Origin of the sequence: Micromonospora sp. WMMD964, from assembly GCF_029581455.1 — a bacterium.
Lineage (GTDB): Bacteria > Actinomycetota > Actinomycetes > Mycobacteriales > Micromonosporaceae > Micromonospora.
Genome location: NZ_CP120860.1, coordinates 2,573,264 through 2,586,122, shown reverse-complemented (window position 1 = coordinate 2,586,122; position 12,859 = coordinate 2,573,264). Strand labels below are relative to the sequence as shown.

At 71.7% G+C, this 12,859-nt stretch carries 10 protein-coding genes; 4 read left to right on the top strand and 6 right to left on the bottom strand.

Annotated features, from left to right (window positions below; genetic code table 11):
• Positions 1-57 precede the first annotated feature (57 nt).
• From O7616_RS12070 to pcaF, 6 genes are all read right to left on the bottom strand, one after another.
• Positions 58-1,422 carry a glutamine synthetase family protein gene (locus O7616_RS12070; RefSeq protein ID WP_282306876.1) on the bottom strand — a complete coding sequence of 455 codons (1,365 nt, stop codon included), beginning with the start codon at positions 1,420-1,422 and terminating at the stop codon, positions 58-60.
• Between the two features lie 114 nt (positions 1,423-1,536).
• On the bottom strand, positions 1,537-3,108 hold the full coding sequence (locus O7616_RS12065; RefSeq protein WP_282306875.1) for an amino acid permease: 1,572 nt from the start codon (positions 3,106-3,108) through the stop codon (positions 1,537-1,539).
• A 379-nt stretch (positions 3,109-3,487) separates the two neighbouring features.
• On the bottom strand, positions 3,488-3,988 hold the full coding sequence (locus O7616_RS12060) for a DUF456 domain-containing protein (protein ID WP_282306874.1): 501 nt from the start codon (positions 3,986-3,988) through the stop codon (positions 3,488-3,490).
• Positions 3,989-4,157: 169 nt separating this feature from the next.
• On the bottom strand, positions 4,158-6,341 hold the full coding sequence (locus O7616_RS12055; protein ID WP_282306873.1) for an EAL domain-containing protein: 2,184 nt from the start codon (positions 6,339-6,341) through the stop codon (positions 4,158-4,160).
• A 4-nt stretch (positions 6,342-6,345) separates the two neighbouring features.
• Positions 6,346-7,158 carry an SAM-dependent methyltransferase gene (locus O7616_RS12050; RefSeq protein ID WP_282306872.1) on the bottom strand — a complete coding sequence of 271 codons (813 nt, stop codon included), beginning with the start codon at positions 7,156-7,158 and terminating at the stop codon, positions 6,346-6,348.
• Positions 7,159-7,260: 102 nt separating this feature from the next.
• Positions 7,261-8,466, bottom strand: coding sequence for a 3-oxoadipyl-CoA thiolase (pcaF, locus tag O7616_RS12045; protein WP_282306871.1), 1,206 nt, complete (start codon positions 8,464-8,466; stop codon positions 7,261-7,263).
• A gap of 107 nt (positions 8,467-8,573) precedes the next feature.
• Between pcaF and O7616_RS12040 the strand changes: the two genes are divergently transcribed.
• The 4 genes from O7616_RS12040 (at position 8,574) to O7616_RS12025 (ending at position 12,833) form a co-directional block, all read left to right on the top strand.
• The gene (locus O7616_RS12040) at positions 8,574-9,539 is read left to right on the top strand and encodes a glutathione S-transferase C-terminal domain-containing protein (protein ID WP_282306870.1); all 966 of its coding nucleotides are present in this window, start codon (positions 8,574-8,576) and stop codon (positions 9,537-9,539) included.
• A complete protein-coding gene (locus tag O7616_RS12035; protein ID WP_282261906.1) occupies positions 9,532-10,200 on the top strand; it encodes a DUF998 domain-containing protein in 669 nt (222 codons plus the stop codon). The genes O7616_RS12040 and O7616_RS12035 overlap by 8 nt, the downstream gene beginning before the upstream one ends.
• A 196-nt stretch (positions 10,201-10,396) precedes the next feature.
• A complete protein-coding gene (locus O7616_RS12030) occupies positions 10,397-11,689 on the top strand; it encodes a dicarboxylate/amino acid:cation symporter (RefSeq protein WP_282307599.1) in 1,293 nt (430 codons plus the stop codon).
• Positions 11,690-11,765: 76 nt separating this feature from the next.
• Positions 11,766-12,833, top strand: coding sequence for an NADH:flavin oxidoreductase/NADH oxidase (locus O7616_RS12025; RefSeq protein WP_282306869.1), 1,068 nt, complete (start codon positions 11,766-11,768; stop codon positions 12,831-12,833).
• The last annotated feature ends 26 nt before the right edge of the window (positions 12,834-12,859 follow it).

Sequence of the window (12,859 nt, the reverse complement as noted above, 5' to 3'; positions counted from 1 at the left end):
GCGATCCACCGCATACCGCCCACCACAAGTCCATGATCGACGCCTACCGAAGGCGGGCTACAGGCGCTCGAAGCCACGGGTCAGCTCCCAGTCCGTCACCGCGGCGTCGAAGGCGGCCAGCTCCACCCTCGCCTGGTTGGCGTAGTGGGCCACCACCTCCGCGCCGAACGCCTCCCGGGCCACCGTCGAGCCCTCCCAGAGGGCCAGCGCGTCGCGCAACGTGCCGGGGACCCGCTCGGCCTCCGGGTCGTCGTACGCGTTGCCGGTGCACTCGTCGCCCAACTCCAACTCCTGGTCGATGCCGTGCAGCGCCCCGGCGACCAGCCCGGCGATCGCCAGGTACGGGTTGACGTCGGCCCCGGGCACCCGGTTCTCCACCCGCATCCCCTGCCCGTGCCCCACCACCCGCAGCGCGCACGTGCGGTTGTCCACCCCCCACCGCAGCGCCGTCGGGGCGAACGACCCCGGCTGGTAGCGCTTGTAGGAGTTGATGTTGGGGGCGAACAACAGGCTGAACTCCCGCATGGTGGCCAGCAGCCCGGCCAGCACCCGCTGCCCGGTCGTCGACAGGTGCGCCGGCCCGTCACCGAGCATCGCCGAGCGTCCACCGCCGTCCCGCAGTGAGAAGTGGATGTGGCAGGAGTTGCCCTCCCGCTCGTTCGGCTTGGCCATGAAGGTGATCGACATGCCCTCCTGGGCGGCGATCTCCTTGGCGCCGTTCTTGTAGATCACGTGGTGGTCGGCGCAGGCCACCGCCTCGTCGTAGCGGAACGCGATCTCGTGCTGGCCGAGGTTGCACTCACCCTTGGCGCTCTCCGGCGTCAGCCCGGCGGCGGCCATCTCGGTGCGGATGCGCCGCAGCAGCGGCTCCACCCGGGCGGTGCCGAGCAACGAGTAGTCGACGTTGTACTGATTCGCCGGGGTGAGGTCCCGGTAGCCCTGCCGCCAGGCGTCCTCGTACGAGTCGCGGAACAGCACGAACTCCAACTCGGTGCCGGCGTACGCGGTCAGCCCGTGCTCGGCCAACCGGTCCAACTGGCGACGCAGGATCTGCCGGGGCGAGGCGACCACGTCACCCGAGCCGTCGAGCCAGGTCAGGTCGGCCAGCAGCATCGCCGAGCCGGGCTGCCACGGCGTCCGGCGCAACGTGCCGAAGTCCGGCACCATCGCGAAGTCGCCGTAGCCACGCTCCCAGCTCGACATCGCGTACCCGTCGACGGTGTTCATGTCGACGTCCACGGCGAGCAGGTAGTTGCAGCCCTCGCTGCCGTGCTCCACCACCTGGTCGAGGAAGAACGGCGCGTGGAACCGCTTGCCCTGCAACCGGCCCTGCATGTCGACCAGGGCCAACACCACGGTGTCGATCTCGCCCTCGTCGACGGCGACCCGCAGTTGTTCCAGCGTGAGCGGCGCTTTACTCATGGCGGGCCTCCATCACCAAGGTCTACTGGCAAACCGGATCACCGTCAATGCCCCCACGAGGGTCGGCGGCAAACCCGGCGGGACGGGAGCGACGCCCGTCCCGCCGGGTGCGGCTCAGGCCGGGCCGTCGACCGGCGACGTGGGCTGTTCGACGGTACGCACCGGACCGGTGAACCACTTCCGGGCCGACGCGTACCACCAGACGGCGACCACCAGCAGCACCCCGCCGACGGCGAGCGGCGCGTAGTTCACCGCCGTCCAGGTGAACCCGTCGTTGCCGGGCACCCCGGCGGGCACGATCGGCAGCACGAAGTAGACGGCGATCACCGCGATCTCGATCACCGCGATCCAGCCGAGCAGCCTGTACTTCCGTCCCAGCGTCCAGGGGCCGGGGACGAACCGGTCCCCCATGCGCAGCCGCAGGGCGATCGGGATGAGGAAGGACAGGTAGAGCCCGAGCACCGCGACGGAGACCACCGCGTAGAAGGCGACCGGGATCCCGGCCGAACTCTCGTAGAGCGCCGGCAGGGTCAGCACCAGGCCGGCCACCGTGGCGCCGATGATCGCGTTGACCGGGGTGCCGTTGCGGTCGACCGTCGACCAGAGACGCCAACCGGGTACCGCCCGGTCCCGGCTGAACGCGTAAGCCATCCGGCTCATCGACGTCACGCAGCTCATGCCGCAGAAGAACTGACCGATCGTGGAGATGATGATGACGACCTTGAAGAACACCGGGGTCAGCGCGGATTCGAAGATCGCGCCGGAGAAGCCGCCCGCCGCGTTGACCGCCTCGACGTCGGTGGCCGCGAAGAGGAACGCCAGCAACAGGATCCAGCCGCCGACCGCCGAGTAGAAGATCGACTGCCAGAGCCCTCGTGCGGCGGCCTGCGACGCACCGCGGGTCTCCTCGGAGACGTGCGCGCAGGCGTCGAACCCGGTGATCGTGTACTGCGTCAGCAGGAAGCCCAGCGGCAGCACGTAGAACCAGAACGTCAACCCGCCGATGTCCCCGTCGCCGAAGCCGGAGTTGTTGAAGCGCTCGGTGAACACGAACTGGAAGCTCTGGTGGTCGTCGGGAACGAAGACCAGGATGGCCACCACGACGGCCGCGCCGGCCACGTGCCACCAGACCGAGACGTTCTGGAGTACGTCGATGATCCGGTGCCCGAAAATGTTGATCAGCCCGTGCAGCACCAGGATGATCACGAAGAGGACGAACGCCTGCCGCAGCGTCCCGGCCCACCCGTCGAAGAGCGCCGACAGGGTGAGGTTGAGGAACGTCGCGCAGCCGTAGTCCACCGAGGCGGTGACCGCCACCAGACCGATGAGGTTCAACCAGCCGGTGAACCAGCCGTGCACCGGGCGACCCATGGTGGCCGCCCACCAGTAGATTCCGCCCGCGGTCGGGTACGCCGACACCAGTTCCGCCAGGCAGAAGCCGATGATGAGGATGAACAGCGAGATCAGCGGCCAGCCCCAGGAGATGGCGACCGGACCGCCGTTGTTCCACGCCTGACCGAAGGTGGTGAAGCAACCGGCCAGGATCGAGATGATCGAGAACGAGATGGCGAAGTTGGAGAAGCCGCTCCACTTGCGGCGCAACTCCTGTTTGTAGCCGAGTTCGGCGAGCCGTCGGGCATCGTCGTCCATCGGTTGCTCGGCGGTCGGCACGGGGGTCGTTGCCACTGCACACCTCCCTGAGGCGGTTCCGCGGTGCGAGTGGGCAAAGTGTGATCCCGGCCGATCAAGGCGGTCAATACATGGCCGATGGGAATGTCACCGCCGTGGGGCTAATTGCGTTGCCGTCCGGCCCTCCCGACGAGCATCCTGAACCGGTGACCAGGCCCGATCAGGGCCGAAGCCGGGCACTCGGACCGCCCGGACCCGAAGGCGCGGGGCACACCTCTCTCTCACGACGGCGATCCCGCCGTACCCAAAAGTGCCCCGCGCCCTCCCCCCGCGCCCCTCCCCCCGCCCTTTCCCCGCGTGATCAAGAGGTTTGCGTCAGATTCCAGGCCCGGTTCGACGCAAACCTCTTGATCACTGGGGAGAAGGGGGGTGGGGGTCAGGTCAGGAGGAGGCCGGCTACCCAGAGGGCGGCGATGATCATGCCGGCCAGGAACTCCACGAGCATCGAGAGGCCGGCGGCCTTGAGCGCCTGCACTGTGGACGGCCAGGCGAGGCGGTTGCTGCCCAGCCGCAGGCGTTCCGCCGCCCACACCCCGCCGACGAAGCCGAGCACCAACCCGACGACCGGCACCACGAAGAACCCGATGATCCCGAGCACCCCACCGGCGAGCAGCGTGGACGTCGGCACACCGGTACGTTTCAGGTTCCTGCCCGGCCACGCGTACTTGATCACGAAGCCGCCGGCGGCAGCCACCGTGGCAGCGGCGAACACCGCCCAGCCACCCATGCCCGCGCCACCGAAGATCGCCCAGACCAGCACGCCACCCCAACACAGCGGCAACGCCGGTAGGCCGGGCACCACCACGCCGGCCAACCCGGCCAGGATGGCCAGCCCGGCCACCACGGTCACCGCTGTCTGCGAGTCGGTCAGGTCCACGCTGTCACCTTCCCCTGCCGCCGCTCAGCCCGCAACGCCCCGCCCGCGCAACGCTCCCGCACCCACCGGCCCAGTCGCGCCGCCCGCTCACGCCGCCACGCCGTCGCACCCACCGGCCCACTCGCGCCACCACGCCGTCGCACCCACCGGCTCACTCGCCCCCGCTCGCTCACGCCGCCACGTCGCCACGCAACCGGGCGGTGATCGCCTCGGCCGGGGCCGGGGCACCGAAGAGTCGGCCCTGCCCGGTGTCGCAGCGCAGCGCCCGCAGGCGTTCCGCCTGCTCGCCGGTCTCCACCGCCTCGGCGGTCACCCACAACTCCAACGCGTGCGCCAAGCGGACCAACGCGTCGACGATCCGTTCGTCGCGGTGGTCGGCAGCATCGTCGGCGCGGATGCCCTCGACGAACGGGCCGGCGAGTTTCAGGCAGTGGATCGGCAACCGCCGCAGGTACGCGAGGTTGGAGTACCCGGTGCCGAAATCGTCCACGGCCAGCCGGACACCGAGGGCGGCGAGCCGGTGCAGGCTGCGCAACGGCTCGTCGGCGCTGCCCATCACCGCGCTCTCGGTCAGCTCCAGTTGGAGCAGGCCCGCGGGCAGCCCGCTGGTGTGCAGCGCGTCCGCCACGGTCTCCACGATCGCCGGGTCGTCGGCCTGCCGGGCGGCCAGGTTGACGCTGACCACCAGCCGGGCGTCGGGGAACTCCCGCCACCACCGCTCGGCGTCGTGACAGGCCTGCCGGAGCACCCACTCGCCGAGCCGGACGATCAGGCCGGTCTCCTCGGCCAGGCCGATGAACCGGTCCGGGCCGATCAGGCCCAGCTCCGGGTGCTCCCACCGGACCAGCGCCTCCACCGCGAGCATGCTGCCCTCCAGCAGCGACACGATCGGTTGGTAGTGCAGGACGAACTCGCCCCGGTCCAGCGCGGCGGGTAGCCCGGCGACCAGCGCCGACCGGGCGATGTCGCGGGCGCTGCGTTCCGGGTCGTAGACCGCCCACTGACCCCGGCCCGCCGCCTTCGCCCAGTAGAGCGTGGTGTCCGCGGCCTTCATCAGCTCGGACGGGCTGGTCTCCGCCGCCGGGCACTGCACGATGCCCACGCTGGCGGAGACGGCCAACTGGTGGTCGCCGACGTGCACCGGGGCCGCGACGGCGGCCAGCGCCGCCTCCGCGACGGCCACTGCGTCGTCGATGTCGTCCCCTCCGTCGACGAGGATCACGAACTCGTCGCCACCCATTCGGGCGACCAGGTGGCCGTGGTCGGCCACGCACGCGTTCAGCCTCCGGCCGATCATGACGAGCAGCTGGTCACCGAGGTCGTGGCCGAGGCTGTCGTTGATGGCCTTGAAGCCGTCCAGGTCGAGGAAGCACACCCCGACCCGCTTCCCGGTGCCCGCGCTGTCGAGGACCCGGCCCAGCGTCTCGAAGAACAACGTCCGGTTGGGCAACCCGGTCAGTGGGTCGTGCAGGGCCTGGAAGCGCAGCCGCTGCTGGAGTTCGTACCGCTGGGTGATGTCCTCGATCATCGCGACCGTGTAGCGGGGCCGGCCGTCGTCGTGCCGGATCAGCGAGACGGCCAGGTCGGTCCAGACCATGCTGCCGTCCTTGCGGTGGTACCGCTTCTCCACCCGGGCGGATTCGTGCTTGCCCTCGACCAGCTCCTGGTACAGCTCCCACATGCCGGCGGCGTCGTCGGCGTGGAACAACGCGGCCACGTTGGTCTCGCACAGCTCCTCGATCGAGTAGCCGAGCATGTCGGCGAACGCCTGGTTGACATCGACGATCCGACCGTCCACGTCGGCGATGCCGATCCCGATGGCCGCACCGGTGAAGACGGCCCGAAACCGCGCCTCGCTGTCGCGCAACGCCTGCTCGACCTCGTCGCGGGCCTGCCAGGCCGAGCGGGCGATCCGCTCCTGCTGGCTGAAGGTACGGTCGCGAAGCGCCCGGGCGAATCCGGCGGCCAGCCCACCCTGGAGGGCCGCCATCCGCTCGGCGAGGTCCGCCGGACGGTCGGCGGCACCGAGCACCCGGTGCGGGAAGTCCGCACCGAGGGTGTGCACCGTCCAGTCCAGGGCCTGTGGCTCGGTCAGGTGCGCCTCCACCAGCGCCGCGCCGACGTCCTCGGCGGGGCGGGCGGTGAACGGCTCCGCCCGCACCGCCTCCGCCAGCCGGACCGTGTGCACCAGCAGCAGCCGCTCGGTCTCGGCCGGGCTGAGGGGCACGAAGCCGAGGCGGCGTACCGCGCGGGCCCAGTCGGCGGCGTACCCCCGAGGATCGACCCGGCCGGCATCCACCCCGGCGGGGTCCCGGCCGGCATCGACCCCGGCGGAGTCCGGGACGGCGGCCATGGGATCAGCCGGCGGGCTGGTCGTACCGGGCGACGCCGCCGAAGGCGCCGAACCGCTCCGGGTGCTCGTCCACCTCGGACGGTGAGTCGGGACGCCACAGCGGCATGTGCACCACGCCCGGCTCCAGGACGGTCCAGTCGCCGAAGAAGCCGGTCACCTGGGCGCGGGAGCGCAGGGTGATCTCGGTGTCCGTTCGGGCGGAGAGACGCTGGGCGTCGAGCATCTCCTGTGGCTGGTCCTCGAACGTGGAGTGCGAGAGGACCAGGAAACTGCCCGGCGCGGCGGCGGCCCGCAGGGTGGCCAGGATCTCCTCGGGCCCGTCGCCGTCGGGGATGAAGTGCACCACCCCGGCCAGCAGGATGCCCATCGGTCGACTGAAGTCGATCAGCCCGAGCTGCCGGGTCTCGGTGAGGATGCGCTCCGGCTCGCGCAGGTCGGCGTGGATGACACCGGTCAGCTCGTTGCCGGCGAGCAGCTCCCGGCTGTGGGCGACAGCGACCGGGTCGATGTCGACGTACACCACGCGGGCCTTGGGGTTCACCCCCTGGGCGACCTCGTGAACGTTGCCGACGGTGGGAATTCCGGAGCCGATGTCGAGGAACTGGTCGATGCCGGCGTCGAGCAGCGTCCGCACGGCCCGGCGCAGGAACTCACGGCCGGACCGCATGGTGGCGGCGAGGTTCGGGGTCATGCTCGCGATCTGTTCGGCCAACTGCCTGTCGATCTCGAAGTTGTGCGCCCCGCCAAGGAAGTAGTCGTACACCCGAGCCGCGCTCGGCCTGGTCAGATCGATCTCGGTCGGCAGTCCGTCGGGCATCAGTGTGCTCCCCAGTGTCGTCGCCGCGGCGCGGGACGGCACCGGCGTCGACGGACGTGCGCGATAACCGGCAGACCCGCGGGTCGTGTGGTGTGGACCACTCTAGGCGGCTGACTCCAGCAACAGCGAGATCCCTTGACCGACGCCGATGCACATGGTGGCCAGAGCCCGGCGGCCTCCGCGGCGGCGCAACTCCAGGGCGGCGGTCAGCGCCAGGCGTGCGCCGCTGGCGCCGAGCGGGTGCCCCAGCGCGATCGCGCCGCCGTTCGGGTTGACGTGTTCGGCGTCCACGGGGAGCCCCAGCTCCCGCAGCACCGCCACGGACTGCGCGGCGAACGCCTCGTTCAGCTCCACCACGTCCACCGCGCCCAGCTCGACGCCGAGCCGGTCGAGCAGCTTGCGGGTCGCCGGGACCGGGCCGATGCCCATGATCCGGGGCGGTACGCCGGCCGCCGCCGCGCCGCTGACCCGGGCCAGCGGGGTGAGGCCGTAACGGGCCACCGCCGCCTCGCTGGCGACCAGCAGCGCGACGGCTCCGTCGTTGACGCCCGAGGAGTTGCCGGCGGTCACCGTGCCGCCGTCGCGGAACGGGGTCGGCAGCGCCGCCAACTTCTCCAGCGTGGTCTCCCGGGGGTGCTCGTCGACCTCGACCAGCCGGGTCTCCCGACGGCCGGCGGGCACCGACACCGCCACGATCTCCTCGGCGAACCGGCCGTCGGCCTGCGCCTTGGCCGCGCGCTGCTGCGAGCGGTACGCGAAGGCGTCCTGCTCGGCCCGGCTGACGCCGTACTCGGCGGCGACGTTCTCCGCCGTCTCCGGCATCGAGTCGGTCCCCCACCCGTCGGCCATCAGCGGGTTGACCAACCGCCAGCCCAGGGTGGTGTCGTACACCTCGGCCGACCGGGAGTACGCCGACGTCGCCTTCGGCATGACGAACGGCGCCCGGCTCATGCTCTCCACCCCACCGGCGATCACCAGCTCCGCGTCCCCGGCGACGATGGATCGGGCGGCGGTGGCGAGCGCGTCCAGCCCCGAGCCGCAGAGCCGGTTGACGGTGCTGCCCGGCACCTCCTCGGGAAGGCCGGCCAGCAGCGCCGCCATCCGGGCCACGTTGCGGTTGTCCTCGCCGGCCTGGTTGGCGCAGCCGAGCACGACGTCGTCCACCCGGGCCCAGTCCACCGAGGGGTGCCGGGCGACCAGCTCACGGATCACGTGCGCGGCCAGGTCGTCGGGGCGGACGCCGGCCAGCGCGCCGGCGTACCGGCCGATCGGGGTGCGGACACCGGCCACCAGGTATGCCACGGTCATCGCGAGTCCTTCGGGGGTGCAGACGGCGGGGGTGGGGGCAGGCCCACCGGATCGCGGGGGCTACCGGCCGCCAGGATATCCGCGCCGGCAGCGGATAGGTTGACGGCATGGCCCGGGCCCAGTTCAGCGCAGAGACCAGCAGTGGCGGCGCGTTCGTCCGCCAGCCCAACCGGTTCACCGGGCGGGTCACCGCCGACTCGACCTCGCCGCCCGGTGGCGGCCCCGACGAGCAGGACCGTTGGCCGCTGGAGGCCGGCCGGTACCGGCTGATCTGGTGCCGGGCCTGCCCGTGGGCGCACCGGGCGAGGATCGTACGCGGCCTGCTCGGGCTGGACGACGCGATCTCGCTGGGCACCGTCGACCCGATCCGGGACGAGCGGGGCTGGGCGTTCGCCCTCGACCCGGACGGCTTCGACCCGGTGCTCGGCGTGAGCTTCCTGTCCGAGGCGTACCTGGCCACCGACCCGGACTACACCGGCCGGGTGACCGTGCCGGCGCTGGTGGACACCCTGACCGGCCGGGTCGTCACCAACGACTATCCGCAGCTCACCCTCGACTTCTCGACGGAGTGGCGGTCGCTGCACCGTGCGGGGGCGCCCGACCTGTACCCGGTCGAGATGCGGCCCGAGATGGACGCGCTGATGGCCGAGATCCACACCGACGTCAACAACGGCGTCTACCGGTGCGGGTTCGCCACCTCCCAGGAGGCGTACGACGAGGCGTTCCGGGCCCTGTTCGCCCGACTGGACGCCCTCTCCGAACGGCTCGCCGGTCAGCGTTACCTGATGGGCGACGCGATCACCGAGGCCGACGTGCGGCTGTTCACCACGCTGGTCCGCTTCGACGCCGCGTACCACGGGCACTTCAAGTGCAACCGCGGCAAGCTGACCGAGATGCCGGTGCTGTGGGCGTACGCCCGGGACCTGTTCCAGACCCCGGGCTTCGGCGAGACGGTGGACTTCGACCACATCAAGCGGCACTACTACGGCACCCACCGAGAGATCAATCCGACCGGGATCGTGCCGCTCGGGCCGGACGAGTCCGGCTGGAGCACGCCGCACGGGCGTGGTTGACGCGGGTCGGCCCGGCACCACGACCGCGGCGAGGATCCGCGCCGACGTCGCCCGCCGGGTCGCCGGGTCCGCCGCGGCCGGCTGCGCGGTGGCCGGTGCGGTCGCGGTGACGGTCGCCGTGGTCGCCGGTCCCGGCCCAGGCTTCACCGGGTACGTCAGCGAGGCGGGCATCGCCGACAGCGCGCACGCCCTGACGTACCGGATCGGGGTTCTCGCTCTTGCCGCGGCGCTGCTGCTGATCGGTGTGGCGCTGCCTGCCGGGGTGTGGGCGGCCCCGGCGTTGCTCGCCATCGGCGCCGTCTGCACCGCCGTGTCCGGGGCGGTGACCTGCTCCGCCGGCTGCCCGCTGCCGCCGTTCGAGCGTGCGACGGTGGCGGATCTGGTGCACGGCGGCGCGAGCATCGCGGCGATCGCGGCGGTGGTCTTCGCCATGGTCACGCTCACCGTGTCCGGGGCGGCGGGCCGGGTGGTACGCCGACTGGCCGCCCTGGCCGCCGCGCTGGCCCTGCCGCTCTGCGCCGCCGTCGGGCTGGCGATGCTCGTCGTCGGCCGGGGCACGTTCGTGGGCGTGCTGGAACGGCTGATCCTCGCGCTCGCCGTGCTGTGGGGGTTGGCCACCGCCACCGCGCTGGCCCTGGCGCCGAAAGGTCAACCGTTGTAAGGAGCCTCACGTCGACAGCTCCTTGCCGGGCACGGAAATCGGCGTACCGTCGGCCAACGATGACCAATGTCTGGGGCCTCACTGTCCGCCTGTATGTCGATCTCCGACTGCAGGCCAGTGGCATCTGTCCGGGCTAGCGCGCTTCCACGCCTGCCCTGAATCAGACCGGACAAATGGATAGACCATGCCCTTCAGCCTGCGCAAAATCCCCTTCTCCGTGCAGATCCTGCTCGGCCTCGTGCTCGGCGTCGCGCTGGGCTTCCTGGCCCGCACCAACGACCTGAGCTGGCTGACCAGCACCCTGCACACCGTCGGCAGCCTCTTCGTCCAGCTCCTCAAGCTGGCCGTACCGCCGTTGGTCTTCACCGCCATCGTGGTCAGCGTGGTCAGCCTTCGCGGTGTCGCCAACGCCGCCCGGCTCGCCCTCAAGACCCTGATGTGGTTCGGCATCACCGCCCTGGTCGCGGTGAGCATCGGCATCGGGCTCGGCCTGCTCATCAACCCGGGCAGGGGCGTCTCCCTCGACCTGGGTGGCGCGACCCCGCCGAAGAACACCGGCTCGTGGACCGACTTCCTCACCGGCATCGTGCCGACCAACCCGATCGGCGCGTTCGTCGAGGGCAACGTCCTCCAGATCGTCTTCCTGGCCCTCGTCATCGGTGCGGCCGCGCTGCTGGTCGGTGACGCCGCCGAGCCGTTCGTCGCGCTCAACCGTTCCCTGCTGGAGATCGTCCAGAAGGCGCTCTGGTGGGTCATCCGCCTCGCCCCGATCGGCACCCTCGGCCTGATCGGCAACGCCGTCGCCTCGTACGGCTGGGACCTGCTGGCCCCTCTCGCGAAGTTCACCACCGCCGTCTACGTCGGCTGCGCCATCGTGCTGTTCGTGGTCTACCCGCTGGTGCTGGTCCTCGCCGGCCGGCTCAACCCGCTGCGCTTCTTCGCCGGCGCCTGGCCGGCCATCGAGCTGGCCTTCGTGTCCCGCTCCTCGGTCGGCACCATGCCGGTGACCCAGCGTTCCGTCGAGCGGCTCGGCGTGCCCCGCGAGTACGCCTCGTTCGCGGTGCCGTTCGGCGCCACCACGAAGATGGACGGTTGCGCCGCCATCTACCCGGCGCTCGCCGCGATCTTCGTGGCCCAGGTGTTCGGTGTGCAGCTCGGCGTGACCGACTACCTGCTGATCGCCTTCGTCTCGGTGGTCGGTTCGGCGGCCACCGCCGGCCTGACCGGCGCGATCGTGATGCTGACCCTGACCCTCAGCACGCTGGGCCTGCCGCTGGCCGGCGCCGGCCTGCTGCTGGCCATCGACCCGATCCTGGACATGATCCGCACCGCCACCAACGTGGCCGGGCAGGCCCTGGTGCCGACCGTCGTCGCCGCCCGCGAGGGCACCCTCGACCGCGTCGCGTACGAGTCCGCCGGTCGACGTGACCTGACCGAGCCGGAGCCGGTCGCCGAGACCCGGCCCGACCTGACCCCCGTTCCTGCCTGACCACACCACCCGGTACGGCGACGGACCCCTCTCCCCGGGGGTCCGTCGCCGTCACCGTTCCGAGAGGATGTCCCCCATGAGCTCCCTGTTCACCCCCCTGGCCCTGCGTGGCGTCACACTGCCCAACCGGATCGCGATGGCGCCGATGTGCCAGTACTCCTGCGGCCCCGACGGTCTGCCCACCGACTGGCACCTGACCCACCTCGGCTCTCGCGCGGTCGGCGGTGCCGGTCTGGTGATGACCGAGGCGACGGCCGTGCTCCCCGAGGGCCGGATCAGCCCCCAGGACACCGGGCTGTGGTCCGGTGCCCACGTCGACGCGTGGCGGCCGGTGACCGCGTTCGTCGCCGCCCACGGCGCGGTGCCGGCCGTGCAGCTCGCGCACGCCGGGTTCAAGGCCTCCACGTACCGGCCGTGGGCACCGGAACGCGGTGGCGTGCCGGACGCCGAGGGCGGCTGGACGCCCGTCGCGCCCGGCTCCGAGCCGTTCACCACCGGCTACCGGACGCCCACCAGCCTCGACGAGGCCGGCATCGCCGGTGTCGTCGAGGCGTTCGCGACCGCCGCCGAACGGTCGCTGGACGCCGGCTTCGCCGTCGTGGAGATCCATGCCGCGCACGGTTACCTGCTCAACGAGTTCCTGTCGCCGCTGACCAACAACCGCACCGACTCGTACGGCGGCGACCGGGCCGCCCGGATGCGCCTCACCCTGGAGGTGGCCCGCGCGGTGCGCGCCGCGGTCGGCGAGGACGTGCCGGTGCTGACCCGGATCTCCGCGACCGACTGGGTCGAGGGCGGCTGGACGATCGAGGACAGCGTGGCACTGGCCGGCGAGTTGGCCGGCGTCGGCGTCGACCTGGTCGACGCGTCGTCCGGTGGCGTCAGCGTCGAGCAGCGCATCCCGCTCGGCCCCGGCTACCAGGTGCCGCTGGCCGCTCGGATCCGCCGCGAGGCCGGTGTGCCGACCGGCGCGGTGGGCCTCATCGTCGAGCCCGAGCACGCCGAGCAGATCGTCGCCGGCGGCGAAGCGGACCTGGTGCTGCTCGGCCGGGAGCTGCTGCGCGACCCGTACTGGCCGCGCCGGGCCGCCGCGAAGCTCGGCGTCACGTACAGCGGACCCGACCAGTACGCCCGCGCCTACTGACCTGACCCGGTTCGGGCGGCTGCCGT

Coding starts and splice junctions, on each gene's coding strand:
- O7616_RS12070 (WP_282306876.1), bottom strand. CDS start 1,422: ATGAGTAAAGCGCCGCTCACGCTGGAACAACTGCGGGTCGCCGTCGAC.
- O7616_RS12055 (WP_282306873.1), bottom strand. CDS start 6,341: ATGGCCGCCGTCCCGGACTCCGCCGGGGTCGATGCCGGCCGGGACCCC.
- O7616_RS12050 (WP_282306872.1), bottom strand. CDS start 7,158: ATGCCCGACGGACTGCCGACCGAGATCGATCTGACCAGGCCGAGCGCG.
- pcaF (WP_282306871.1), bottom strand. CDS start 8,466: ATGACCGTGGCATACCTGGTGGCCGGTGTCCGCACCCCGATCGGCCGG.
- O7616_RS12040 (WP_282306870.1), top strand. CDS start 8,574: ATGGCCCGGGCCCAGTTCAGCGCAGAGACCAGCAGTGGCGGCGCGTTC.
- O7616_RS12025 (WP_282306869.1), top strand. CDS start 11,766: ATGAGCTCCCTGTTCACCCCCCTGGCCCTGCGTGGCGTCACACTGCCC.